Origin of the sequence: Paraburkholderia sp. UYCP14C (assembly GCF_004197395.1) — a bacterium.
Taxonomy (GTDB): domain Bacteria; phylum Pseudomonadota; class Gammaproteobacteria; order Burkholderiales; family Burkholderiaceae; genus Paraburkholderia.
Map to the genome: position 1 here is coordinate 18,563 of NZ_SELS01000012.1, position 25,598 is coordinate 44,160.

Consider the following 25,598-nt stretch of genomic DNA (forward strand, 5'->3'; position numbering starts at 1 on the left):
TATCGGCACCTCATCCGCCTGAAACGCTACACATGACGCCCGACCTTGCTGATCAAGGCATCCACGCGGCTTGCGATCTCGGGGCTTTCGGCGAGGTGATCGAAGTGCGGCCTCAACGCCGACCGAGTCGCGGCTCGAGCCAGGTCGCGCAGCCGAGCCCCAGCTGTTTTCAAGCGGACTGATCCGCCTTGCATTCGACTCGTGCAGAGACGCTCAGATAATCGCTGGGTGTATCCATGTCGACGCAAAAGCGGTCGTGCGCCGCCCCATGGAGAAAGACCTCATCGCCGTGCTCGGCAATCAGCTTGCGACAGCCCGGATTCGTGCGGCCGCTCATGACTTCGGGGACGTAGCTCGCCGCAAAAAGCACGGGATTGCCTCTAGTGCCCTCGAACATCGGGACCAGGATCGATCCGTGCGGCATTGAAGCGTACGCTTCGACCAGTTCACGATAGTCAGCAGCTTCAAGCAGTACCTGGTCGGCGAGGCAGATCATCACGGCGTCGCACGGCACCTGCAGCGCGGCAACACCCGCCACGACCGATGTCATCTGCCCTTCCCGATAACGCGCGTTGTTCTGGAAGCGCACGTCGAGGCCGTCCAGTGCTTCGAATACGGCGCGCCCATTGAAGCCCGTCACCACGACCACCTCCTGAGGCTGCGACTCGACGATCGCGCGCACGACGCGCCGCACGGCCGGCTCGCCACCCACCGGCAGCAGCAGCTTGTGGCGTCCTTCCATGCGTGAAGACAGGCCTGCCGCGAGCACCACCGCGGAAAACGTCGCTGTGCTCATCGTTCTTCCGCCGGTCGATTGTCGTCCGGGCGTGGCACACAGGCCGGCGCAGCGGATAAATAGCGCTCAGGAGCGCGCTCGAACTCCGCCTTGCAGCAATCGCAGCAGAAATACACCGTGTGGCCGGCATACTCGACCCTATGCTTCGCCGTCGCAATCTCGACGCTCATGCCGCACACCGGATTGACGTAATGTCTCGCCTCGGCCACCGGCGTGCCGATCGCCTCGCACGGTGGCAGCGGCGGCACGGCTTCTGTGGCGACGGTAACCCGCGGCGCGCCCACCTGCGCTAATGCAACCGCTTCTTCCCGTTCGTGGCGCAGCGCGACGAGTCCGGCCACAGCGCCCAGCGCAATCTCCTGCGGCGTATGCGCATGGATCGCCGGGCCCGCCGGCGCATGCAGCGCCGCGAGCCGGGCCTCGTCGGTGCCGCGCAGGCGCATGGCCGCCCGCAGGCGCTCGGCCTTGCGACGGCTCGCAATCAGGAGCACGGCCTCGACCGGGCTGCGCAACGCGGCATCGAGCGCGTCTTCGTCGCCTTCGCCTTGTGTTGCGATCAGCGCGAACGAGGCGCCACTACGATCCAGCGCGGCGGCATCGGTCGCGAGGTTCGCGCGAAAGCCGACGCGCCGCGCCAGCACGCAGACTTCGTGCGCCGCCGGCGTGGCTCCGAACACGGCCACGAGGGGCGCGGGCACCGTTGGCTGGATGAAGAACTCCAGCGTGCCATTGCTCGCGCACGGCATGGCATGCGCTTCGACCTGGGCATCGGGTGTCGCCGGGTCGTTGCTGATGCGCACGCGGCGCGGCTGCCCCGAGCGGATCGACTGGCGCGCCGCCTCGATCACGACCGTCTGCGAGCAGCCGCCACCGACCCAGCCATGCAGCGTCCCATCGGCTTCGACGAGCGCCTGGGCACCGACCTGCGTGGAGGTGGGCGGCAACGCACGGATGACCGTGACGACCGCAAAGGGCGCGCCCGCATCGATCAGCCGCTGCTCGAGCTTCAGCAGATCCGCGGCGCCCGCAGCGGTTTCGATGGATTCGGCATTCATTGCAGCGCCCCGAGAATTTGAGGAAAAACCCGTTCCAGACCGGCAAGGTCGCGAGCGCCGGCCAACAGGTCGAGGTGTGGCAGCGCGGCCTGCATGCCCACGCTGACCGGTTCGAATCCGGGACGCCCGATCAGCGGGTTGAGCCATACGAGCGTATGGCAGCGCCGCCGGATCGTGGCAAGCGACACGCCAAGCTGCGCCACATCGCCGGCATCGTAGCCGTCGCTGACGATCACGACGGCCGTGCGCGCATGCAGCAGACGCGGCGCGTAGTGCCGGTTGAAGTCGGCGAGACTCTCGCCGATGCGCGTGCCGCCCGCCCACCCCTCGGAGATCAGGTGAAGGCGCTCCTGGGCGCGCCGCGGATCGGGATCGCGCAGCGCCTCGTCGACACAGACGAGCCGCGTATGGAACATAAAGCTGTGGAAGTCCGGCAGGCAGGCACTCAGCACGCGCGCGAAGCGCAGAAAAAAGAAACTGTAGAGGCTCATCGAACGACTCACGTCGAGCATCAGCACAATACGCGGGCGCTGCCGCCGCCTGCGCCGCCAGCAGAGTTCGACCGGCAGCCCGCCGCGCGACACACTGCGGCGAATGGTCGAGCGCAGATCGATCGCATGTCCCGCGTTCGCGCTCTGCTCGCGGCGCGTTTCGATGCCGCGCAGACGCTGCACGAACCTGCGGATCGCGGCGTCGATGGCGAACAACTCAGCCTGATCGTTCAGATGGCGGAAATCCCCGTGGGCGAGCGAGTCGGCGAGCGTGGCACCTTCGTCCGCGGTGGCGCCCTCGCCAGGTGAGCCTGCGCCGCGCCCAGCCAGCGACAGCGGTGTGCCTTCGCTCGCATCGGGCTGCGCGGCGGCGGCCTCGTCGCGCGTGATCGGCCCTGCCCCGCCGGCACGGGTTTCGACGAGTCTGCGCTTGTTCGGCGCAAGGAAATAGGCGTCGAAAAGCTCGTCGAAGCGATGCCATTCCTGCGCGCGCGAGCACAGCAGCGCACGCAGGCTCCAGCGCAGCACGTTCCGATCGGCCTGTCCCATGCGTCGCGCCACCTCCAGCGTTGCGGCGACGTCCGCGCTCGTCACGCAAAACGCGTTCGCGCGCAACCAGCCAGCGAAGCCCGCATAGCGTGCGACGAGTGTATCGGCGAGATCGCGCGGTGGCGCACCCGCCATAGCGCTGTCGATGCCGCTCAGCATGATGCCACCAGTTTTTCGACGACCGGCCGCGTGAGAGCGGACTGATCCTCGCGCGTCTTGACGAGCGCGGCCAGCGAATCCATCACGCGCTCGACGCCGTTTTCGTCGAGCGCGCTCACGCCGAGCCGCAGCAACGCGGCCACCCAGTCGAGCGTTTCCGCGAGGCCGGGTTTGCGGCGCAGCGCCATCTCGCGCACGGCCTGCACGAATTCGACGATCTGACGCGCCAGCGTCTCCGGCACGTCGGGAATCTGAGTCCGCACGATCATCAGCTCGCGTTGGAAGCTCGGGTAGTCGACGTACTGGTAAAGACAGCGGCGGCGCAGCGCGTCGGAGATCTCGCGCGTGCCGTTCGAAGTGAGGATGACGTAAGGACGCTCGGCGGCGCGGATCACGCCCAGTTCGGGAATCGACAGCTGAAAGTCGGACAGCAGTTCGAGCAGATAGGCCTCGAACGCCTCGTCCGTGCGGTCGATTTCGTCGATCAGCAGCACGGGTGCGGGCGTCGTCGTAATGGCTTCGAGCAGCGGGCGCTTGAGCAGATAGCGTTCGGAGAAGATGTCCTGCTCCTTGTCCCGCAGGGGTCGCAAGTCCTGCTCGAACAGCTTGATGGAAAGCAGTTGGTGGGCGTAGTTCCACTCGTAAAGCGCCGCATGCGCGTCGAGCCCCTCGTAGCATTGCAGGCGGATCAGCGGCACGTCTAGCAGGCGTGAGAGCGCCTTCGCGACCTCGGTCTTGCCGACGCCTGCCTCGCCCTCCAGCAGCAGGGGGCGGCGCATTTCCATCGTCAGCAGCAGTGCCGCGGCGAAGCTGCGCTCGACGATGAAGCGATGTCCCGCGAGGTTCGCCTGCAGCGCGACGACGTCCGGCATGCGGTCGATCTGCGTCATGGCTCGCCTCAGCGGCCTTGCGCTTTGCGCGAGAAGTGCTCGCGCAGCCAGTCGCGGACTATGGCCCACAGGAACGCGAGCCCGTTCAGCTCCGCCGGTTGCGCGGGCGGCGCCGTCGTCGCGCGAGCGTCCACGGCATGATCTGGCGCGGTGTTGACCGGCTCGGCCTGCGGGGCCTCCATGGCAGCGAGCCGCGCAGCGAAGTTCGCGACGAACTGCTTGAGCAGTTGCTCCGACACCGGCACCATGAGCCGCGAGCCGATCGCTGCGGCCTTGCCGCTCATCGTCACTTCGCTCTTGCCGGCGAGGGTGCAGGTCGCGCCCGTCGGTTGCACGCTGGCCGTGAGATCCATCGTGGCCGCCGAGCTGCCAGTCGAGTCCGTGCCCTTGCCGAGCAGATGCAGACTGCGTGCTGCGGTATCGAGCGCAAGCACTTCGATGTCGCCCTTGAAAGACATCGTCGCGGGACCAAGCCGCACCGTGATCGTGCCTTTGTAGTGCGTGTCGTCCACGCGCTCGGTAATCTTCGCACCGGGCATGCAGCCTGCCACTGCCTCGATGTCCTGCATCAAGAGCCACGCGCTATCCGTGCTCGCGGCGAGCGGAAACGCCTTGTCGAGTACGACCTTCATTCCTGCCTCCCCTCTTTCACGGCCCGCCACGCCTCAGGCGGAACGCGTCAGACCGAGCTCACGGCATTGCTGCCAGACGCGGTACGCGTTGTGCGGCATGTTCATGTGCGTGACGCCGAGGTGCGCGAACGCATCGACCACGGCCGACGTGAAGCACGGAATCGAACCGACGTGCGGCGATTCGGCCACGCCCTTCGCGCCGATAGGATGATGCGGCGACGGCGTCACCGTGAAGTCGGTTTCCCAATGCGGCGTCTCTACCGCCGTTGGCACGAAGTAATCGAGCAGCGTCGCACCCAGCAGGTTGCCCGATTCGTCGTAGGGCATCTCCTGGCCGAGCGCCACGGCGAACCCCTCGGTCAGGCCGCCATGAATCTGCCCTTCGATGATCATCGGGTTGATCCGCGTGCCGCAATCGTCGAGTGCGTAGAAACGGCGCACGCGAATCTCGCCGGTATAGCGGTTGATGTCGAGCACGCACACGTATGCACCGAACGGGAACGTGAAATTGGGCGGGTCGTAGTAGTCGACGGCTTCGAGGCCCATTTCCAGCCCCTCCGGCACGTTGTTATAGGCGGCCCATGCCACTTCCTTCACGGTCTTGAACTGATCGGGCGAGCCCTTCAGCACGAAGCGGTCCAGATCGAATTCCACGTCGTCCGGGCTTGCTTCGAGCAGATGCGCGGCGATCCGGCGTGCTTTTTCACGGATCTTGCGCGAGGCGCGCGCAACGGCCGCGCCCGCCACCGGCGTGGAACGCGAGCCATAGGTGCCGAGCCCGTATGGCGCCGTGGCCGTGTCGCCCTCCTCTACCGTGATCTTCGACGCCGGAATGCCGGCCTCCGAAGCAATGATCTGTGCGTAGGTGGTCTGGTGCCCTTGCCCCTGCGTGATCGTGCCCATGCGCGCGATGGCGGAGCCGTCCGGATGCACTCGGATCTCGCACGAATCGAACATGCCGACGCCGAGGATGTCGCACATTTTCGATGGCCCGGCCCCCACGATCTCCGTGAAGTTCACGACGCCGATGCCCATGAGCCACTCCGCGTTCGGGTCGGCGCGGCGCTGCGCCTGCTCCGCGCGCAGCGCGTCGTAATCCACGGCAGCCAGCACTTTCTTCAGCGCGGTCTCATAGTCGCCCGAATCGTATTCGAGGCCCAGCGGCGTCGCGTACGGAAACTGGTCCTTGCGAATGAAGTTGCGCAGGCGGATCTCGGCCTTGTCCATGCCGAGCTTCTGCGCGAGCACATCGACCATCCGCTCGATCAGGTACACGGCCTCGGTCACGCGGAACGAGCAACGGTAGGCGACACCGCCCGGAAACTTGTTCGTGTACACGCCATCGACCGAGACGAACGCGTTCGAGATCGCATATGAACCGGTGCAGACATGGAACATGCCGGCGGGCCATTTGGTCGGATCGGCGCATGCGTCGAACGCGCCATGGTCGGCGACGACATGCACACGCAGCGCCTTGATGCGCCCGTCCTTGTCAGCGGCGAGTTCGCCCGTCATGTGATAGTCGCGCGCGAACGCAGTGCTGGACAGGTTCTCGTTGCGCGACTCGATCCACTTGACCGGACGCCCGAGTACGATGGACGCCACGATCGACGTCACGTAGCCCGGATACACGCCCACCTTGTTGCCGAATCCGCCGCCGATGTCGGGCGAGATGATGCGGATGTTCGACTCCGGAATCGAAGACAGGAGCCCGACCACGGTACGCACGACATGGGGCGCCTGTGACGTGATATAGACCGTGAGATCGCCGCGCACCTTGTCGAACGACGCGACGCAGCCGCAGGTTTCGAGCGGGCACGGATGAACGCGCGGATACAGGATGTCCTGCTTCACGGTCACCTCAGCGTTCTCGAACATGCGGTCGGTTTTGTCCCGGTCACCCATCGTCCATGTGAAGATATGGTTAGGATGCCTGCGCGCTCCGTGCGCGCCGGTGTCCTTGTCGCGGATGTCCTCGCGGATCACGGGCGCGTCGCTTTCGAGCGCCTTGAGCGGATCGATCAGAGCCGGCAGCTCCTCGTATTCGACTTCGACGAGCTCGGCCGCATCCGCGGCGACGTAGCGGTCGTCGGCCACCACGAACGCGACTTCCTGGTTCTGGAAGCAGACTTTCTCGTCTGCGAGCACGGCCTGCACGTCGCCCGCGAGCGTCGGCATCCAGTGCAGCTTGAGCGGCTTCAGATCGTCCGCAGTGAGCACGGCATGCACGCCGGGATGCGCGAGCGCGCGGGACTTGTCGATGCGCTTGACGCGCGCGTGCGCGTAAGGGCTGCGCACCATCACGCCGAACAGCATGCCCGGCATCTTGATGTCGTCGACGTAGGTGCCCTTGCCCTGGATGAAGCGCGGATCCTCGCGGCGCTTGCGCGAGCAGCCCATGCCTTCGAGTGCGGCGAGACGTTCGAGATTGGCGTCGAGATTGCCCATGGCGTAGCTCCCGGCGCTCAGTGCGCATTGGCCGCGTCCGCCTCGATGAGCGGATGCGACGTTTCGGCCGCTTCGCCGCGCAGCTTGCGCGCGGCGTATTCGACGGCCTTCACGATGTTCTGATAACCCGTGCAGCGGCACAGGTTCCCCGCCATCCAGTAGCGGATCTCCGCCTCGGTGGGGGCGGGATTCTCCTGGAGCAGACGGTACGCGCGCATCAGCATGCCCGGCGTGCAGAAGCCACACTGCAGGCCATGCTCCTGCATGAAGCCCTCCTGCAGCGCGTGCAGCGTGCCGCCTTCGGCGAGCCCCTCGACCGTGCGGACCTCCGCGCCCTGCGCCTGCACGGTCAGCAGCGTGCACGACTTCACCGACATGCCGTTGAAATCGACCGTGCAGGCGCCGCAATGCGACGTCTCGCAACCGATATGCGGCCCCGTGTGCTGGCATCTCTCGCGCAGCGTATGAATCAGCAACTCGCGCGGCTCGACGACGACATCCACTTCGCTGCCGTTGAGCATGAACGACACCATTGTTTTGCTGGACATCTCGCGTTCTCCCTCTCAGCAGCGTGCCGGATTCGTGGCCCGTTGGTGCGCTGTTTCAAGCGCCCTGCGGGTCATCTCGCCCGCCATCGCGCGCTTGTAGTCGGCATCGCCGCGCAGATCCGGCAGCGGATTGCATGCCGCCATCGCCCGCCGCGCCGCTTCATCGAGCGCGCTCGCGTCGAACGGCTTGCCGCTCAGCGCGTGCTCCGCATCCACGGCCCGAATCACGGTGTCGCCCAGGTTCGTCAGAGCAATCCGCACGTGCTCGACGATGCTTCCCGCAAGGCGCAACGTGACGGCCGCCGCCGCCGTCGCGAAGTCGCCGGTCTTGCGCTTGAGCTTCGCGTAGCAATGGCCGGTGCCGGGTGCCGGCACCGGAATGCGGATCCCGGTCATGATTTCGTCGGGACCGAGCAGCGTCGCGTAAGTGCCGACGAAAAAGCCGTCGGCCGCCACCGTGCGCTCGCCGGCCGGCCCTTGCAGCACGAACGCGGCGTCGAGCGCGATCATCAGTGCCGGATGGTCGTTGCCGGGATCGCCGTGCGAAAGATCTCCGCCGAGCGTGCCACGGTACCGGACCTGCGGATCGGCGATCTGCCGCGCGCCTTCGACAAGCAGCGGGCAGCGCGTCTGCAGCAGCGTGGACCAGATGAGCTCGTTTTCGGTCGTCATCGCGCCGATCCAGAGCACGCCGTTTTCCTCCCGGATACCCTTGAGTTCAGCCAGCCCGCCAAGGTCGATCAGATGATCGGGCTGGGCGAAACGCAGCTTCATCATCGGCAGTAGGCTGTGGCCGCCCGCGAGCAGCTTCGCCGTGTCGCCGTGCTCGCCGAGCAGCGCGAGCGCTTCCGGCAGCGTGCGTGGCGCGTGGTATTCGAACGGTCGCGGAATCACGAGAGTCTCCCTATGAGGCATCGTCTTGAGGGTCAGGATTTCACAATGCAATGCAGCAATTCAACGGGATTTCGCGAACGGCGGCGTAGCTGCGCCGGCTGTCGGAAAACTTGCGTGAAAAGGGGAAAGGACATAAAACAGAGGCACCGCCCCGGCGCTGCGAAGGCCGCGCACAAGCCGTCAGCCTGTCGGGGAAATATCGGGGAGAACCCTGGATGAAACCGTCCGAGCACGCTATGCCGCCCATCGACGCACGCCGCGCCGAGACCTTCCAGCACCGGCTGGAACAGTTCAATCCCGGCGTGGTGTGGCTGGACGCACAGGGACGCGTCAGCGCGTTCAACGACGTCGCATTGCAGATACTCGGGCCTGCCGGCGAGCAATCGCTCGGCGTCGCGCAGGACAAGCTGTTCGGCATCGACGTCGTACAGCTGCACCCGGCGAAGAGCCGCGACAAGCTGCGCTTCCTGCTGCAGTCTCGGGACGCCGGCGGCTGCCCGGTAAAGTCGCCGCCGCCGGTTGCGATGATGATCAACATTCCCGACCGGATCCTGATGCTCAAGGTATCGAGCATGTCGGACATGAACGGCACGTGCGGCACTTGTATGATCTTTTACGACCTGACCGACCTCACGACCGAGCCTTCGTCCGAATCGCTGGCCGGCACGCCCACGCCGCCGCGACAGCTCTTCAAGATCCCCGTGTACAGAAAGAACCGCGTGATCCTGATCGACCTGAAGGATATCGTGCGCTTCCAGGGCGACGGTCACTACACGACGATCGTCACGAAGGACGATCGCTACCTGTCGAACCTCTCGCTCGCGGACCTCGAACTGCGCCTCGACAGCAGCGTCTTCCTGCGCGTGCATCGCAGCCACATCGTGAGCCTGCGGTGTGCGATCGAGCTCGTCAAAGCGGACGACAGCGTGAACCTCGTGATGGACGACGGCGAGCGCAGCATCGTCCCGGTGAGCCGGTCACGGGCGGCACAGCTGAAAGAATGGCTCGGGGTGGTTTAAAGGCAGCCGGCCTTTTCAGCGAAAAACGCTCACCGCTGTGTCGGATGACTAACCCCGCGATAGCCGACTGTGCCGCTATATGGTGCCTTGCATACCGCGCAAATCCCTACGTTCTTGAGCTGGGGAAGTAAGTCCGCGGAAGGTACGCCGTTCTCTCGTTTTCGACAGAGCCCATATCGATCTGATAACGGGGTATAGCCTGGAGACCATCATGCGAACAAGCGCGCGCAACCATTTCACCGGTCAGGTCACACAAGTCACGAATGGGGCGGTCAACGACGAAATCACCCTGCGTACTGCAGGCGGACTCGAGGTCGTTGCGGTGATTACGCATGGTAGTGCGTCCTCATTGGGCCTTGCGGTGGGCATGACGGCTTTCGCTCGTCAAAGCGTCGTCGGTCATCGTCATGACCGGCGACGAAAACACCCAGGTTTCGGCCCGCAACCGCGTCGGCGGTAAGGTCACTGCTGTCACCAAGGGCGCCGTCAACAGCGAAATCATCGTGGCCTCTGATAGCGGCGAACCGATCGCGGCGATCATCACCAATGAAAGCGCCAACCGCCTCTGGCTATCGAACGGCACGCCAGCAACAGCAATCTTCAAGGCGTCAAGCGTCATTATCGGCGTCGACTGATCTTCATCCGTAGCACACCTGCTGGTGCGGCGTCCGGTCATGGATATGTCCGGTGACCTGCCCCAACCGCGAGTTCATGTCGAACGGTTGCATGGACTACATGGCCAGGTAGGGATGGGATGAGCGCGCGCATCTGGATATCGTTGTTCACACGGGGCGAGATCGAGTCAATCATCGATATCGCCGTAATGAACTCACACGATTCCGGAGACGCGAATGACTCAATCCCAAGTGATCACGCTGGCCCATTCAGGCTCGCCCACCCCGCAACTGCACCTTCGACTCCCGCGACTGGGAGATACTTAGCCGTTACTGGCATCCAGTGGCCTTCGCCGGCGACGTGCGCGAGAAGCCGCTAGCAGTCACGCTGCTCGATGAACGGCTCGCCCTGTTTCGTTCAGGAGACCAGATCGTGGCAGCGCGTGACGTATGCCCGCATCGCGGTGCGCCACTAAGCCAGGGCTGGGTCGACAACGGCAATCTCGTTTGCCCCTATCACGGTCTCGAGTATGCGGCGGGCGGGAGATGTGTCCACATTCCGTCTCAGCCCGAGGGTCCAATTCCCGACCGACTGTGCCTGGCCACCTGCGCGGTGCGGGAAGCGTATGGGCTCGTGTGGGTGTCGCTCGGCGGCGGGGAATTACCGTTGCCCGAATTCCCGGCGTGGAATACGAACGGCTATCGGCAAATCCTCCCGCCTTCGATCGACATTCACGCTTCAGCTGGGCGACAGACGGAAGGGTTCATCGACGTTGCGCATTTCGCGTGGATCCATCACGACAGCTTCGCAGATCGCAGCGATCCCGTCGTTCCACGGTACTCGGTCGAGCGACGTCCGAATGGGTTGCGTGCAGAGTACGTCAGCACAGTGAGCAACTTTCCGAAGTCGATGCAACATCGCGCGCCGGAGGGCTTCCTGTGGCGCCGGGTGTTCGAATGGAGCCGATTCCTGGCGAACCGCAGGCGCTCACTTTCGGCGCGTCGTGACGACTAGAGTCCCGCATCACCGCGTTCAGGCTTTCAGCGCGCCGAAAATCTCGCCCAACATCGACTTCGCATCGCCGAACAGCATGCGATTGTTGTCCTTGTAGAAGAGCGGGTTGTCGACGCCGGCGTAGCCCGAGGCCATGCTGCGTTTCATCACGATCGAGGTTTTGGCCTTCCAGACCTCCAGCACCGGCATGCCGGCGATCGGGCTCGCCGGGTCCTCCTGCGCCGCCGGGTTCACGATGTCGTTCGCGCCGATCACCATCGAGACGTCCGCCTCGGAGAAGTCGGCGTTGATCTCATCCATCTCCATCACGATGTTGTAGGGCACCTTCGCTTCGGCCAGCAGCACGTTCATGTGGCCCGGCATCCGGCCAGCCACCGGGTGGATCGCGAAGCGCACGTCGACGCCCTTCTCTCGCAGCAGGCTGGTGAGTTCGAACACCGTGTGCTGGGCCTGCGCTACGGCCATGCCATAGCCGGGTACGATGATCACGCTCTTCGCGTCGCGCAGCAGTTCGGCGGTTTCGGCGGAGCTCACCGCCACCACCTCGCCGGCCGGTTGCGCGCCGCCGCCCGCGCCCGCGGCCGCGGGTGCACCGCTACCGAAGCCGCCGGCGATCACGCTGATGAAGTTGCGGTTCATCGCACGGCACATGATGTAGGACAGAATCGCGCCCGACGAGCCCACCAGCGCGCCGATCACGATCAGCAGGTCGTTGCTGAGCATGAAGCCGGTCGCCGCCGCCGCCCAGCCCGAGTAGCTGTTGAGCATCGACACGACCACAGGCATGTCGGCACCGCCGATTGCCATCACCATGTGCACGCCGAACAGCAGCGAGACGACCGTCATCACGATGAGCGGCGTCATGCCGTCCTGAACCGTCTCGGCCTGCAGGAACGCGCGGCCGAACACGATCACCACCAGCAGCGCGGCCAGGTTGAGCCAGTGCCGGGCCGGCAGCAGCAACGGCTTGCCGCCGATCTTGCCCGACAGTTTGCAGAAGGCGATGATCGAACCCGCGAAGGTCACCGCGCCGATCAGGATGCCGACGTAGATCTCCACTTCATGGATGGACTTCTCGGCGCCGGTGAACTGCACGGAGGTGTCGATGTAGCTGGCAAAGCCGACGAGGCAGGCCGCAAGACCGACCAGGCTGTGCATCAGCGCGACCAGTTCGGGCATCTGCGTCATCTGCACTTTCTTCGCGGCGAACAGGCCCACGGCGCCGCCGACGACCAGCGCAGCGACGACATACGGAATGCCCGCCGCCGACACGCGCGGACCGAGCACGGTGGCCAGCACGGCGATCACCATGCCGATCATGCCGAGCAGGTTGCCGCGGCGCGCGGTCTCGGGATTGGCCAGCCCGCCGAGGCTGAGGATGAACAGGATGGCCGCGCCGATATAGGAAACGGTTGTCAGGTTGGAAGTCATTGTCGTCGTTTCCTTATTTGCGGAACATCGCCAGCATGCGCCGCGTCACCGCGAAGCCACCGAACATGTTGACGGCCGTGAGCGCCAACGCGCCTACGGCCAGACCAAGGATCAGCCCCGATGGCCGGTCGCCCACAGCGGCCCCGTCCAGTGGCGGCGCAACCTGCACCAGCGCGCCGATCGCGATGATCGACGAGATCGCGTTGGTCACGCTCATCAGCGGCGTGTGCAGCGACGGCGTGACGTTCCAGACCACCATGTAGCCGACGAAGCAGGCCAGCACGAACACCGTGAAGTGCGAGAGGAAAGCGGCCGGCGCAAACTGGCCAACCAGCAGGAAAACCAGTGCGCCGAGGCCAAAAACGGTGGCAAGCGCCTTGGCCGACATCGGCTCGCCAGCGCCGTGGCCATGGCCTTTCGGCTTGGCAACCGTCGCCGCAGGCGGCGGCGTCTGCTGCTTGGGTGCGGCGGCCGGCTGCTTGATCGGCGGCGGCGGCCAGGTAATGTTGCCTTCCTTGATGACGGTGAGGCCACGAATGGCGTCGTCGTCGAAGTCGACGTTGATCGTGCCGTCTTTGGTCTTGCACAGTTCCTCGACTACGCGCAGCAGGTTGTTGCCATACAGCGTGGACGACTGCCGCGCCAGACGCGACGCGAGATCCGTATAGCCGACGATGGTCACGCCGTGGCGCACCACCGCCTCGCCGGGCACGGTCAGTTCGCAGTTGCCGCCCTGCTCCGCAGCCATGTCCACGATCACGCTGCCCGGCTTCATCGACTGCACCATCTCAGCCGTGATGAGTTTCGGCGCCGGCTTGCCAGGAATCAGCGCGGTCGTGATGATGATGTCCGCGTCTTTGGCCTGCTGCGCATACATCGCGCGCTGCGCCTGCTGGAAGCCCTCGCTCATCACCTTCGCGTAGCCGCCGCCGCCCGAGCCTTCCTCTTCGTAGTCGACCTTGACGAATTCGCCACCCAGCGACTTGACCTGATCGGCCACCTCGGCGCGCGTGTCGTTGGCGCGCACGATCGCGCCGAGGCTGGCCGCGGTCCCGATTGCAGCCAGGCCCGCGACGCCGGCGCCTGCGATGAACACCTTGGCCGGCGGGATCTTGCCGGCGGCGGTGACCTGACCGTTCAGGAAGCGGCCGAACGCATGGGCTGCCTCGATCACCGCGCGATAGCCGCTGATGCTGGCCATCGAGGTGAGCGCGTCCATCTTCTGCGCGCGCGACAGCGTGCGCGGCAGCGAATCGATCGCCAGCACGGTGGCGTGCTTCCCGGCCAGCTGCTGCATCAATTCAGGGTTTTGGGCCGGCCACACGAAGCCGATCAGCGTGCCGCCCTCGCGCATCAGGGCTACTTCTTCGCTGCCCGGGGGGCGCACCTTGAAAACGATGTCGCTGCGGGCCCAGAGTTCGGCGGCCGTTGCCACGACCTCGGCACCCGCAGCACGGTAATCATCGTCGCCAAAGTTCGCACCTACGCCTGCGCCGCTTTGCACGGCAACCGCGAACCCCAGCTTGATCAGTTTCTCGACCACCTCGGGCACGGATGCTACACGCCGCTCCGCGGTGGTTGTCTCCAGAGGAATGCCAATCAGTAATGTCATATTGTCTATTGATGGTAGTGGCCGTCGCAAGGAGCTCGGGCTCGCGCTTCAGGTTTTGTCGCACTAAGGAGCACGGAGCGAACAATGTCGATATGGGAAGTACTGCTTATACTGCGAGGTCGTCGAATCGATCAGCGACGGAATGCAAGCGCTTCAGCGCACGAGCTACCGCCTGATTCAGCGTCGATGCGACGACGCCGGCTTGCTGCGAGGCGACAGGTTGCTCCGTCGTAAGACTGCTCATCAGTGGCTCCATGAAAGGAGTGCCCGGATGTCCACGAGAGCCGCTCACGGACAATAAGACACAGACCAGATTCGGTGGTGCAATGCAGCAACGGTCCATTGTAAGATCGAGTTGACGTATGTCAATCGTTTGTTCGCGCAAACCGCTTCATGTCTCGCAAGGGGATCGGCAAACGCCTTGTCAGCTTTGGTGTACGGGGGATTACCTAGTACAAACCCGCACAAGGAATGCGTTGTGCCGCAGACACAAGAATTCGCTTTACCAGACGTTTGCAATGCAGCAAACCGAGTGGCGGTACGTGTTTTCTGCACGCTTCGAAGGCAACGCAATGAACTGCAACAGGTATCTCTGATGGGCTTTCATCGAGGCTGCCGCCATCGCATTGCGCAGTTGTCCGCAGGCCATTCGCCTTTATGAGCGCGATCGAGCGCGGCGAATGCCTGTGGTGGCCATGAAGGCGCCCACGTCTGAACCTCCCGCTGACGAAACGCCGTGATGCCCAGATCATCAGCCGAAATTAGCATGGCATTGCTAACTGTTTTGTCCCGGTACGGCCGACGCGTTACTGCGAACTGGCGCGACTCTTCTCGTCACAGCTCAAACAGCCGCCCACGATGAGGCTCGCAATCTCCCACGCCGGCGAGCCGCAACGCGTGCCACGCCATCGCATAGTTGCTCGATATCACCGGCTTGTGAATCGCCGCTTCCAGCTCCGGAATCAACCCCGCGATGCGCAAGCTCGTGCACGACACGAAAATCGCGTCCACGTCGCGATTGCGCGCAAGTCTCTCAACACCATTTCTCAACGACGCCGCGTCGATCCGCGCCACTTCGTTATCGTTTGCATGCTCGAACGACGCCATGCGCGTAATGCGGTGACCACGCGACTCGATATAGTCGCGCATGTAATCATTGATCGAACGCACATACGGCGTAAGCAGGGCCGTACGTTGAACTCCCAGTGCGCGAAGCGCCGCCAACGCCGCGGTGATCGGCGTAGTGCACGCGGCATCCGCACGCGCTTCGCGAATCCGCGCGAACACCTTTTCCTCCCCAATCACCATCGACGCGGACGTGCAGCCGAACGCCACCACATCGATACGCTCGGCCGGACGGATCAGCGCGACCGCCGGTGCAATACGGTCTTCCATTTCCGCTAACCGCTCAGGCGTGATGTCCGCCGAGTTATACACACGACTTTCGTAGAACGCCACGCCGTCCTGCGTCAGCAAGCCGCGCCACTCATGCTCAATCGTATGATCGGTGGCGAGCACCACAAGCCCGATCGCGGCGCGCCGGCAGATGCCGTCGTCCAGCGTGAAATCGAGCCTCGTGTACACGTCGTCGTGCCGTGCAATCTCACTCATTTCGAAGTCGTCCTGTGATGTCGCGTTCGGGTTCGCGAGTCTCCGCCGTCACTGCCTCCTTAAAGGTAGAGGATTGCCGACGCCTTTGTGTAATCGTTTATACGCAAATACCCTATACCGTCCCAACGCACACCGGCTCCTATCATGAAAGAAGCGCGCTTTGGTGTCAGCGCTCCGGTGAAACCAGCAGTCAAGCTGTTGACCTGGTGGATATGAATCACACGCAATCGCCCCATTTCCGCCCGGTTTCCGATGTCGCCGGACTACCCGTGTGGCGGATCGTCCAATCCCTCTCACAATAAGGAGTCGCTAACATGTTTGCTCAGAAGATTGGCCGGTCCGGTGCAGAGCAGGACTCGCGGCAAACGATTTTTGCGGGCCTCGCGGCCGCCGTAATGCTGCTCGTCGGGATGGCTCCCGGTTCGGCGCTGAGCCAGAGCAACACCATCAAGATCGGCGTGCCCGTCCCGCTGTCGGGCAGCAGTGCCAATGCCGGTACCGATATCGTCAATGGCGCGAAGCTCGCCGCCGCCAGAATCAACGCGGCCGGCGGCGTGCTCGGCAAGCAGATCGAACTGGTGCCCGAGGACGACGCCTGCGATGCGCAGACCGCGGTGCAGGCGGCACAGAAACTCGTCGATGCGGGCGTCGTCGCGGTAGCGGGCGGCTATTGCTCCAGCGCGGCGCTGCCGGAATCGACGACCTTCCATCGCGCCGGGATTCCCTACGTGCTGGATGCGTCGACGAATCCGCAACTGACCGAGATGGGATACGACAACGTGTTCCGCACGATCGGCCGTGACGATCAGCAGGGCCCCTTCGCTGCAAGCTTCATGAAAGACGTGCTGCACGCGAAACACGTGGCGGTGATCGACGACAACACGACCTATTCCAAAGGCCTCGCCCAGAACACCGTGCAAGCGCTGAAGAAGGACGGTGTCGATGTCGTGTACGCCAATTCAATCACGCCCGGACAGATGGACTATTCACCGACGCTCACCCGGGTCTCCTCACTGAAGCCTGACGTGATCTACTACACAGGCTATTTCTCCGAAGCCGGCCTGCTGGTGAAAGAGGCGCGGCAACTGGGTCTGAAAATGACCTTGATGGGCGGCGACGCCACCAACGACCCCACCCTGATGAAGACGGCCGGTCCCGCCGCCGACGGCATGATCATCACGACGGCACCGCTCGCGCAGTTCCTGAGCGGCGCGCACGCGTACGTCGATGACTATACGAAAGCTTACGGGCAAGCGCCTGGACCGTACTCGGTCTATGAATACGATGCCGTCGGGGTCACGGCGAAGGCCATCGCGGACGCAAAATCGACCCAGCCTGCCGCGATCTCGGCTGCTCTGCACAAGATCTCGAACTACCCGGGCGCGACCGGAACCATTGCCTTCACTCCGAAGGGGGACCGCAGCAAAGCCGTGTACATCACGATCATCGTGCACAACGACAACTTCGAGCCCTACCAGAGTCAGGATGCGAGCGGACATTGGGCGGCGATGAAGTAGGCGCTATCGCGCGCCCCACGCCGTCATGAGCGACTTCTTCCAGTTCGTCGTCGAAGGGCTGACGACCGGCTCGTTTTACGCGCTCGTCGCCCTCGGCTACACGATGGTCTACGGAATCATCCGGCTGATCAACTTCGCTCATGGCGATCTGTTCATGGTCGGCGCGTTCATCGGCTGGACCGGTCTGATGGTGCTCGCGTCCGCGCATCTGCCCCTCGCCCTGGCACTGCTGATCGCGCTGGTGGCCGCCATGACGGTCACAGGCGCGCTCGGCCTGCTGATCGAGCGGCTCGCGTATCAGCCGTTGCTGCGCGCGCCGCGGCTGTCGATTCTGATCACGGCGCTGGGCGTCTCGCTGGCGCTGCAAAACGGGGTGCTGCTGATCTACGGTGCAGGCTTTCGCACCTATCCGCACGTGCTGAGTCAGGCGGGGTTCGAACTCCACGGCGTGCAAATCACCTTCGCGCAGATCGGCATCATCGTGGCAAGCCTGGCGCTGATGCTGGCACTGTATTTCTTCGTTCATCACACTTTCCTCGGCACCGCGATGCGCGCTCTGGCCATCGATCAGGACGCCGCGCGTCTGATGGGCATCGACGTCGAACGCCTGATCCAGCTCACCTTCCTGCTCGGTTCGGTGCTGGCCGCCGTGGCGGGGGTCATGGAGGGGCTTTACTACACGCAGATCAATTTCTTCATGGGCTTCGTGCTCGGCCTGCGCGCGTTCACCGCCGCCGTGCTCGGCGGCATCGGCAACGTCCCGGGAGCGATGGCGGGCGGCATCCTGATTGGCCTGCTCGAAGCCTTCGGCGCCGGCTATGTCTCGTCGCAATGGACCGACGTGTTCGTCTTCGGCGTGCTGATCGCCGTGCTCGTGATCAAGCCGACCGGGCTGTTCGGCGAGCGCGTTGTCGAGAGAATGTAAGTCCATGAGCGCCAGCCAGGCTTCCGCGCGTTGGGCCAGGCCTGTCGGCGGCGCGCTGCTGGCCGCCGCCGTGGCGCTGCCCGCTGTCGCCGGCAACTATATCGTCGATGTCGGCCTGACCATCGTCACCTATTCGATCCTAGGTCTCGGGCTGAACATCGTGGTCGGTTATGCCGGACTGCTCGATCTGGGCTACGCGGCCTTCTTCGCGATCGGCGCGTACACGACGGCGTTGCTGGAAACCCTGCTGCACTTCTCGTTCTGGGAAACGCTGCCGTTCAGTCTGGCGTTCGCCGGCGTATCGGGCATCGTCATCGGCTACCCCACCCTGCGCCTGCGCAGCGACTATCTGGCGATCGTCACGCTGGGGTTCGGCGAAATCACGCGTATTGTCGCCACCAATCTCGACATCACGGGCGGCCCGAACGGCATCTTCGGCATCGCGAGCCCGAGCCTGTTCGGCTTCGAGATCAGTTCCCCGCTGGCGCTCTACGAACTGGGCATGGCGTTCCTCGTGCTGGTGCTCGTGTTCGCGATCCGGCTCGGCCAGTCGCGGCTGGGCCGCGCGTGGACCAGCATCCGCGAGGACGAGGCCGCTGCCGAGGCCGTCGGCGTGCCGACGCTGCGCGTCAAGCTGCTCGCCTATGTGATGGGCGCGCTGATCGGCGGGCTGGGCGGCAGCCTGTTCGCGGCCCGCTTCGGCACCATCGATCCGACCGGCTTCACCTATCTGCAGTCCGTCACGATTCTGATCGTCGTCGTGCTCGGCGGCCGGGGCAGTATTCCCGGTGTGATCCTCGACGCCGTCATCGTCGCCGGCCTGCCCGAACTGCTGCGCTTTCTCAACCTCTGGCGCATCTTCGCTTTCGCGATCGGGCTCGTGATCCTGATGCTGCTAAGGCCGCAAGGGCTGTGGCCCGCGCCGTTGCGCCGCGTCGCGCCGCCGCGCAAGGGCGCTGACGCCGACCGGGCTCCGGTGCCCAGCCACGCCGTCACCGATGAGACCCTGCTGGAAGTGCGCGACATGCAGCGCCGCTTCGGTGGCGTGCTGGCGGTCGGCGGTGTCAGCTTCACGGTGCGCAGCGGCGAGATCGTGAGCCTGATCGGTCCGAACGGCGCCGGCAAGACAACCGTGTTCAACTGCCTGACCGGCGTGATCCGTCCGACCGGCGGCCAGATCGTCTGGTGCGGGGAACGGCTTGCCGGCGGCGCGCCTCATCGCATCGTCCATCAAGGCATGGCGCGCACCTTCCAGGGCATCCGCCTGTTCGGCCACATGACGGCCTTCGAAAACGTCCTGACCGGCATGGATCATCGGCTTCGGACCTCGCTCGCAGCCGAGCTTCTGGCGTTGCCGTCCGCGCGCTCCGAGGCGGCGGACCATTCCACCGAGGGCCTGCGCTGGCTCGCCTTCGTCGGTCTTGCCGGCAGGGCCGGCGAGCGCGCCGCCGATCTGCCCTACGGCGATCAACGCAGACTGGAGATCGCCCGTGCGCTCGCCAGCAGCCCTCGCCTGCTGTTGCTCGATGAGCCGGCCGCGGGCATGAACCCGACCGAGAAACGCGCGCTGATGGAACTGATCCGGCGGATCCGCGATCATGGCGTGACGGTGCTGCTGATCGAGCACGACATGATGCTGGTGATGGGCGTGTCGGACCGGATCATCGTGATGGATCACGGCGTCATCATCGCCGAGGGCCAGCCCGCCGCGATCCAGGTGGATCCGCGGGTGATCGATGCCTATCTCGGCACCGCCGAAAAAGACGAGGCGAGCGACGATACTGCCGGGGAGAAATCGCTGTGGGACTCCTAGAAATCCGCGATCTGCGTGTGAGCTATGGGACCGTCGAAGTGCTGCACGGCATTTCGCTGGACGTCGCACAGGGCGAGATCGTCGCCTTGCTCGGCAGCAACGGCGCGGGAAAAACGACCACACTGCGGGCGATTTCCGGCTTGATCCGGCCGCGCGCGGGCGACATTGCGATGGATGGCCAACGCCTGATGGGACTGCGCGCCCACCAGATCGTGGCGCTGGGTCTGGGTCATGTGCCCGAGGGGCGGCGCATTTTCGGGGCGCTGACGGTGGAGGAAAATCTGCATCTCGGCGGCTATCTGATCCGGCGCGACAGTGCGGCATTGCAACAGCGAAGAGATCAGCTCTATGCGACTTTCCCCCGGCTCGGCGAGCGACGCAGCCAGTTGGCGGGCACGCTCAGCGGCGGCGAACAGCAGATGCTAGCGATCGCCCGAGCCCTGATGCTGCGCCCGCGTATCGTGGTGCTGGACGAACCGTCGATGGGACTCGCGCCGAAGCTGGTCCGCGCGATCTTCGGCATGATCGCCGACATCTGCCGCGAAGGCACCTCGATTCTCCTCGTCGAGCAGAACGCCCGTCAGGCGCTGCGAATCGCTCATCGGGCTTACGTGCTGGAAAGCGGGCACATTGCGCTCGCGGGGTCCGCCCGCGAGCTGGCTCAGGATAGCCGGGTCCGCGCTGCCTATCTGGGCGGCAGTGCCATCGCGGCAGAGTAACGCGCCAACCGAGCGATCGAGCTTGGCTGAAACGGGTCCGACGTGACGGACGTCAACCTGTCAGAGATCGGTTGGGAAAAGATCATCGAAGTGCTGCGTCGCCCCGGGGCGATGAGGACGCCGCCCAATCGCGGCACGACGCAGACCTGAGTTCAAGGGAGAACGCATCATGCTGAATTACCCTGCTGCCTATCAGTCCACCAAAGGCTCGGCGCTCGACGTCGACAAGGCGTTCTATCAACGCATCGCGTCACAGCACGACACCCGCACGCTGGTCGAATCGATCGTCGTGCCGATCCGCTCGGGGCAGGCGTGGACCGTGCCGGCCGGCCACGTGTTTCGCATCGTCACGATCGAAGGCCCGCAGGTTGCCGACCTGAACATGTGGAACCGGCACAACCCCCGCGAGCGCATGTGGGCATCGCGCACGCGCCAGTTGCAGCAGGCGCACGTGAGCACGTTCGACCGTCTATGGTCGACGCTGCCATTCCTGCGTCCGATGGTGACCATCACCGATGACAGTCTCGCAGGCTACGGCGTCGACGAGCACGGCGGCCGTGTCCACGATCTGCTCGGCACGCGCTGCGACCCCTACGTGAACCGCATGCTGACCGGCGAGGATTTTCATTTCCACTGCCACTCCAACCTGACGCGCGCCATCGCCCCGTATGGATTGACCGAGTTCGATGTCCACGACGTGCTCAACGTGTTCCAGTGCACCGGCCTGAATCTCGAAGACAAATACTTCATGAAGGCGTGTCCGGCAAAGAAAGGCGATTACCTCGAATTCTTCGCGGAGATCGATTTGCTGTGCGCACTGTCGACCTGTCCGGGCGGCGATCTGTCGGTGCCGATGTGGGGACCTGACGCGCGCGATCCGCTGGAAGTGTGCCGGCCGCTCGGCATCGAGGTCTGGCAACTCGCGCCGCACATGCTGGACGGCTGGACGCCGCCGGCTGTGGCTGCCTACAAGGGACAGCACGGCATGGTGCTGAATCAGCCGCAATGGAAGTGAGACTGCCGCAGCCCGCCTTGATGAAACTCCGCATGGGGGACCGCGCTACCGTGAATGGCCGCCGGCCTCCTCGTCTCTGAGGACATCATGAAAGTTATCGTGCTCGGTGGCGGGGTAGTCGGTGTAACGACCGCGTACCAGTTGCAGAAGGACGGTCACGAGGTCGTGATCGTCGAGCGGCAACCTTTGGTTGCAGCGGAAACCAGTTGGGGTAACGCGGGCATGATTGCGCCCGGGCATTCCTTTGTCTGGTCCTCGCCCAAAGCGCCGATGATTCTGCTCAAATCGCTGGTGCTGAAAGATCAGGCGTTGCGCTTCAAGTTCTCGGCAGATCCCAGGCTTTACAGCTGGTCGTGGCGGTTCCTGATGGAATGCACATCAGAGAAGGCCCGCCGCAATACCCTGCTCAAGCATCGGCTGGCCGCATACTCGCAACGCGTGCTGCACGAGGTGATCGCAGAGGACGACATTGCATACGACCGGAATGACCACGGCATTCTGTATCTGCATCGGACTCAGGAAGCGCAGGACCGCGGCGTCGAACACATGAAACTGCTGGAATCCGATGGGCAGGTCATCCGGGTTCTCAGCCGCGATCAGGTCGTCGCACTCGACCCGTCGCTGGCTTCGGCAAGAGACAGGATCGCCGGTGCCATACACTGCCCGACCGATGAGACCGGAGACCCTGCGAAGTTCACCCGCGCCCTTGCTGAAAAGATTGTCACGCGTGGCGGTACGCTTCTGACGGACACCACCATCGACGGCTTCGAAACCGCCGGGCAGGACGTGGTGGGCATCAGAACGAGTCGAGGCCTTGTAAAAGGCGACGCGTATGTGCTCGCCCTTGGCCCCTATAGTCCGATTCTTTCCCGACGGATCGGTATCGATCTGCCGATCTATCCGATCAAGGGATACTCGCTGACGATTCCGATCGATGGCCGGCCGTTGCCCCCTGCCGTTGCAGCGGTCGACGAGCACAACCTGGTCGCGATCTCGCGCTTCGGCGACCGGCTCCGGGTCACCGCGACGGCCGAGTTTGCCGGCTACGACACGAGCCATCAGCCTTCTGATTTCGCGTTTATGAAGAGCGTGACGCAGGAACTCTACCCGGCCGGCGCCAACTACGATCGCGCCGAAATGTGGGCCGGTCTCAGACCGATGACGCCGACGAACCTACCGATTTTCGGGCGCAAGAAGTACCGCAATCTTTATCTGAATACCGGTCACGGTCATATCGGCTGGACCATGTCGCACGGATCGGCTCGAATCACGGCCGACCTGATCGCGGGACGAACCCCGGCGATTCCTATGGACGGCCTGCTTTGCGACTGACCGCGACGCGTCTTGCAGCCAAAGCATCGTACTCAGGCTCCGCGTCATTGACCACCCTGTCGCGCGGGCTCGCGATGCCGAAATGCCTCGCCAGCGCATCGACGACATGTTCCGCCATCGCGTGGCGCGTTTCCTCGGTTCCCGAACCGATATGAGGCGTCAGCACCACCCTGCGATCGCGAATGAGCGCCTCGGGAACGGCAGGTTCATGCTCGAAGACATCGAGCGCGGCGCCCGCGAGCTTGTCCGCCGCAAGCGCCGCGATCAGCGCGCTTTCATCGACCACGGGACCGCGCGCGACATTCACGACGAAACCGTTGGGCCCCAGCGCGTCGATGACGGCAGCATCGACGAGATGATGCGTCGCGGGCGAAAGCGGACACGTGAGGATCAGCATGTCGCTATCGCGCGCGAGTTCGCGCACGTCGTCGTAGTACGGAATGTCGACGGCCTTGCGGCTGGGGCCGAAATAGGCGAGCGTCGAACCGAAGGCCTGCAGGCGCGTTGCGATAGCCGACCCGATGGTGCCGAGCCCGACGATGCCGACTTTCATGCGCGAGATCGAGCGCCCGAGCGGATAGTGGCCGTGCACGGGCCATTGACCTGAGCGAACAAAGGCATCGGCGTTCACGAAGTCGCGCGTGACCGCCAGCGCCAGGCCGACGGCCGCATTGGCAACGTCTTGCGCAAGAATGTGCGAGGTATTCTCGATCACGACGCCACGCGCGCGGACCGCCCCGATGTCCACATTGTCGAGTCCCGCGCTATAGCTCGAGATGATTTCCAGAGCGGGAAGCGCATCGAGTACCGCCGCGTCGATTATCGTTTTACGCAGGGCAATTCCTCGCACCTTGCTGCCGTGCGCATTGAGAAACGCATGCGCGGCGGCGGGATCCCTGGGCAGATCGAGCACCGTGAAAAGCGCTCTCAGTTCTGCATGGGTCCACTCGGGCAATTCTGCCGCATTGAGGATGATCGGCTTGGTCATGATTCAAATTCGAAAGTGATGATTCGACGCGCCATCGGCGCGCCCGGTGTGTTGTGCAACTGACGCAGAGCAGAGCAAAGCGAAGACGATTCAACTCATCTTCACGCGTTCGATCTTGCCCATGAAGAACAGATAGACGACGGCCGCAACGAGACAGTGCGCGGCGACGAAATACAGTCCGACCGTATAGCCGCCCGTCGCCTGCACGATATAGCCAAAGGCGATCGGCGTCACGATGCCGCCGATGTTGCCGATGCAATTGAAGATCGCGCCCGCGAGACCGACCGCCTCGCGCGGAGCGGTATCGCTGACGACGGCCCAGGTGCCCGCGCCTGCCGCCGCACCCTTGCCGAAGAAGGCCAAGGTCATCAGCAGAACGATCACGGTATTGCTTTCAGTGACGGCCGACAGAACGAGGCTGCACCCCAGCGCCATGCCGACGACATACGGCGTTTTGCGGGCCCACGACACGCTCCACCCGCGACGGATCAGCGAGTCGGAAATCGTGCCGCCCGCGATGCCGCCGACGAACCCCGCAATGGCCGGAACCATCGTCGCGAAGCCCGCCTCCATCACGTTCATGCCGCGCGCCTGCACGAGGTAGATCGGAAACCAGGTGATGAAGAAATAACTGAGCGCGATGGTGCAGTACTGTCCGATATACGAGCACCACAACATGCGATTGGCGAGCAGCATGCGCACCACGTCGCGCGAGATCGCCGGGCGCGACTGCAGCTCGTGCTTCGAATCGATATCGACCATCGCACCGCCCGCGATGATGTGATCGAGCTCGGCGCTGGAGACGCGCGGATGGTTGCGCGGCTCATACATGACGAAGGCCCACACGGCTGCCGTCGCGAGACCGATCAAGCCCAGCGCGATGAACGGAGCGGGCCAGCCGAAGCGCGACGTGAGCCAGCCGGCGAACGGCGAGAAGATCGCGACGGCGAAATACGAAGCCGATGCGAACAGCGAAGTGGCCAATCCCCGCTCTTGCTTGGGAAACCACATCACCGCGACGCGGCCGTTGGCGGGAAAGCTCGGCGCCTCGATCAGTCCGAGTGCGAAGCGCAGTGCGAACAGCAATCCCAGCGCAATCGACAGATCCGACGTGAAGTTGCCGATGAACCCGACCAGCATGGTCGCGATCGACCACAGAATCAGCGTCGCGCCATACATCGTCTTCGTGCCGACGCGATCGAGCAACAGGCCGCCGGGTATCTGGCCGACGACATAGGCCCAGCTGAAGGCTGACAGCACGTAACCCAGTTGCACGTGATTCAGGCCGAACTCCTTCGATATGCCGGGACCGGCAATCGACAGGATCGCGCGGTCCGCATAGGCGACCGTCGCGAGCAGCAGGATCATCGCAAGGATCGAGTAACGCGTGCGGGTCGTGCGGGCAGCGGTGTCCGCTATATACTGGGTCGTGCGTTCTGTAGCCACTGATATCTCCTCTTTCATGCCCCTGAACGGTTCGCGACGGCGCGCGGTGCGAAAGCCTTTCGACCTGTCGGCCGGACTT

The 25,598-nt window shown here is 64.2% G+C and carries 22 protein-coding genes and 1 pseudogene; 9 read left to right on the forward strand and 14 right to left on the reverse strand.

The genetic code is table 11. The annotated features are described in order from the left end of the window. Positions 1–169: 169 nt before the first annotated feature. Genes EVC45_RS13415 through EVC45_RS13450 form a run of 8 tightly spaced genes read right to left on the reverse strand, consistent with a single transcriptional unit; the run spans position 170 to position 8,462 of the window. Complete coding sequence (locus EVC45_RS13415; RefSeq protein ID WP_129958464.1) at positions 170–796, reverse strand: NTP transferase domain-containing protein; 627 nt, start codon at positions 794–796, stop codon at positions 170–172. Further along, positions 793–1,851 (reverse strand): XdhC family protein, encoded by a 1,059-nt coding sequence (locus tag EVC45_RS13420; RefSeq protein ID WP_129958465.1) that lies wholly within the window; start codon positions 1,849–1,851, stop codon positions 793–795. Before EVC45_RS13420 ends, EVC45_RS13415 begins: the two co-directional genes overlap by 4 nt. After that, positions 1,848–3,050 carry a VWA domain-containing protein gene (locus EVC45_RS13425; RefSeq protein WP_129958466.1) on the reverse strand — a complete coding sequence of 401 codons (1,203 nt, stop codon included), beginning with the start codon at positions 3,048–3,050 and terminating at the stop codon, positions 1,848–1,850. The genes EVC45_RS13420 and EVC45_RS13425 overlap by 4 nt, the downstream gene beginning before the upstream one ends. Continuing rightward, the gene (locus tag EVC45_RS13430) at positions 3,044–3,940 is read right to left on the reverse strand and encodes a MoxR family ATPase (protein ID WP_129958467.1); all 897 of its coding nucleotides are present in this window, start codon (positions 3,938–3,940) and stop codon (positions 3,044–3,046) included. The genes EVC45_RS13425 and EVC45_RS13430 overlap by 7 nt, the downstream gene beginning before the upstream one ends. A gap of 8 nt (positions 3,941–3,948) precedes the next feature. Then, positions 3,949–4,572, reverse strand: coding sequence for an SRPBCC family protein (locus tag EVC45_RS13435; RefSeq protein WP_129958468.1), 624 nt, complete (start codon positions 4,570–4,572; stop codon positions 3,949–3,951). 33 nt (positions 4,573–4,605) lie between these two features. Then, on the reverse strand, positions 4,606–7,020 hold the full coding sequence (locus EVC45_RS13440) for an aerobic carbon-monoxide dehydrogenase large subunit (RefSeq protein WP_129958469.1): 2,415 nt from the start codon (positions 7,018–7,020) through the stop codon (positions 4,606–4,608). A 17-nt stretch (positions 7,021–7,037) separates the two neighbouring features. Continuing rightward, on the reverse strand, positions 7,038–7,568 hold the full coding sequence (locus EVC45_RS13445; protein WP_129958470.1) for a (2Fe-2S)-binding protein: 531 nt from the start codon (positions 7,566–7,568) through the stop codon (positions 7,038–7,040). Positions 7,569–7,583: 15 nt separating this feature from the next. Further along, positions 7,584–8,462, reverse strand: a complete 879-nt coding sequence (locus EVC45_RS13450; RefSeq protein ID WP_129958471.1) for a xanthine dehydrogenase family protein subunit M — start codon at positions 8,460–8,462, stop codon at positions 7,584–7,586. A 215-nt stretch (positions 8,463–8,677) separates the two neighbouring features. On the opposite strand from EVC45_RS13450, the gene EVC45_RS13455 reads away from it, so the two are divergent. The 3 genes and pseudogenes from EVC45_RS13455 (at position 8,678) to EVC45_RS13465 (ending at position 11,110) form a co-directional block, all read left to right on the forward strand. Further along, positions 8,678–9,481, forward strand: a complete 804-nt coding sequence (locus tag EVC45_RS13455) for a PAS domain-containing transcriptional regulator (RefSeq protein ID WP_129958472.1) — start codon at positions 8,678–8,680, stop codon at positions 9,479–9,481. A 211-nt stretch (positions 9,482–9,692) separates the two neighbouring features. Then, positions 9,693–10,116 (forward strand): annotated as a pseudogene (locus EVC45_RS13460) (molybdopterin-binding protein). A 322-nt stretch (positions 10,117–10,438) separates the two neighbouring features. Further along, a complete protein-coding gene (locus EVC45_RS13465; RefSeq protein ID WP_168991469.1) occupies positions 10,439–11,110 on the forward strand; it encodes a Rieske 2Fe-2S domain-containing protein in 672 nt (223 codons plus the stop codon). Between the two features lie 18 nt (positions 11,111–11,128). Here the strand turns inward: EVC45_RS13465 and pntB are convergent, their stop codons facing one another. From pntB to EVC45_RS13485, 4 genes are all read right to left on the reverse strand, one after another. Beyond that, positions 11,129–12,541 (reverse strand): Re/Si-specific NAD(P)(+) transhydrogenase subunit beta, encoded by a 1,413-nt coding sequence (pntB, locus tag EVC45_RS13470; protein ID WP_129958474.1) that lies wholly within the window; start codon positions 12,539–12,541, stop codon positions 11,129–11,131. A 13-nt stretch (positions 12,542–12,554) separates the two neighbouring features. After that, a complete protein-coding gene (locus tag EVC45_RS13475; protein WP_129958475.1) occupies positions 12,555–14,153 on the reverse strand; it encodes a Re/Si-specific NAD(P)(+) transhydrogenase subunit alpha in 1,599 nt (532 codons plus the stop codon). Positions 14,154–14,259: 106 nt separating this feature from the next. Next, positions 14,260–14,397 (reverse strand): hypothetical protein, encoded by a 138-nt coding sequence (locus EVC45_RS45605; protein ID WP_168991470.1) that lies wholly within the window; start codon positions 14,395–14,397, stop codon positions 14,260–14,262. Positions 14,398–14,987: 590 nt separating this feature from the next. Then, positions 14,988–15,764 (reverse strand): aspartate/glutamate racemase family protein, encoded by a 777-nt coding sequence (locus EVC45_RS13485; RefSeq protein ID WP_129958476.1) that lies wholly within the window; start codon positions 15,762–15,764, stop codon positions 14,988–14,990. A 314-nt stretch (positions 15,765–16,078) separates the two neighbouring features. On the opposite strand from EVC45_RS13485, the gene EVC45_RS13490 reads away from it, so the two are divergent. The 6 genes from EVC45_RS13490 to EVC45_RS13515 all read left to right on the forward strand — a co-directional run bounded on the left by EVC45_RS13490 (position 16,079) and on the right by EVC45_RS13515 (position 23,085). Further along, positions 16,079–17,281, forward strand: a complete 1,203-nt coding sequence (locus tag EVC45_RS13490; RefSeq protein ID WP_129958477.1) for a branched-chain amino acid ABC transporter substrate-binding protein — start codon at positions 16,079–16,081, stop codon at positions 17,279–17,281. A gap of 25 nt (positions 17,282–17,306) precedes the next feature. Beyond that, positions 17,307–18,206 (forward strand): branched-chain amino acid ABC transporter permease, encoded by a 900-nt coding sequence (locus EVC45_RS13495; protein WP_129958478.1) that lies wholly within the window; start codon positions 17,307–17,309, stop codon positions 18,204–18,206. A gap of 4 nt (positions 18,207–18,210) precedes the next feature. Then, complete coding sequence (locus EVC45_RS13500; protein ID WP_129958479.1) at positions 18,211–20,019, forward strand: ATP-binding cassette domain-containing protein; 1,809 nt, start codon at positions 18,211–18,213, stop codon at positions 20,017–20,019. After that, entirely contained in the window at positions 20,007–20,738 is a 732-nt protein-coding gene (locus tag EVC45_RS13505) for an ABC transporter ATP-binding protein (protein ID WP_129958480.1), read from the forward strand. Before EVC45_RS13500 ends, EVC45_RS13505 begins: the two co-directional genes overlap by 13 nt. A gap of 169 nt (positions 20,739–20,907) precedes the next feature. Further along, positions 20,908–21,753 carry a DUF1989 domain-containing protein gene (locus EVC45_RS13510; protein ID WP_129958481.1) on the forward strand — a complete coding sequence of 282 codons (846 nt, stop codon included), beginning with the start codon at positions 20,908–20,910 and terminating at the stop codon, positions 21,751–21,753. An 87-nt stretch (positions 21,754–21,840) separates the two neighbouring features. Beyond that, on the forward strand, positions 21,841–23,085 hold the full coding sequence (locus tag EVC45_RS13515; RefSeq protein ID WP_129958482.1) for a D-amino acid dehydrogenase: 1,245 nt from the start codon (positions 21,841–21,843) through the stop codon (positions 23,083–23,085). On the opposite strand, the gene EVC45_RS13520 is transcribed toward EVC45_RS13515, so the two are convergent. Continuing rightward, positions 23,060–24,073, reverse strand: a complete 1,014-nt coding sequence (locus tag EVC45_RS13520; protein WP_129958483.1) for a 2-hydroxyacid dehydrogenase — start codon at positions 24,071–24,073, stop codon at positions 23,060–23,062. The genes EVC45_RS13515 and EVC45_RS13520 overlap by 26 nt on opposite strands. A 90-nt stretch (positions 24,074–24,163) precedes the next feature. Then, on the reverse strand, positions 24,164–25,519 hold the full coding sequence (locus EVC45_RS13525) for an MFS transporter (RefSeq protein ID WP_129958484.1): 1,356 nt from the start codon (positions 25,517–25,519) through the stop codon (positions 24,164–24,166). Positions 25,520–25,598: the final 79 nt, after the last annotated feature.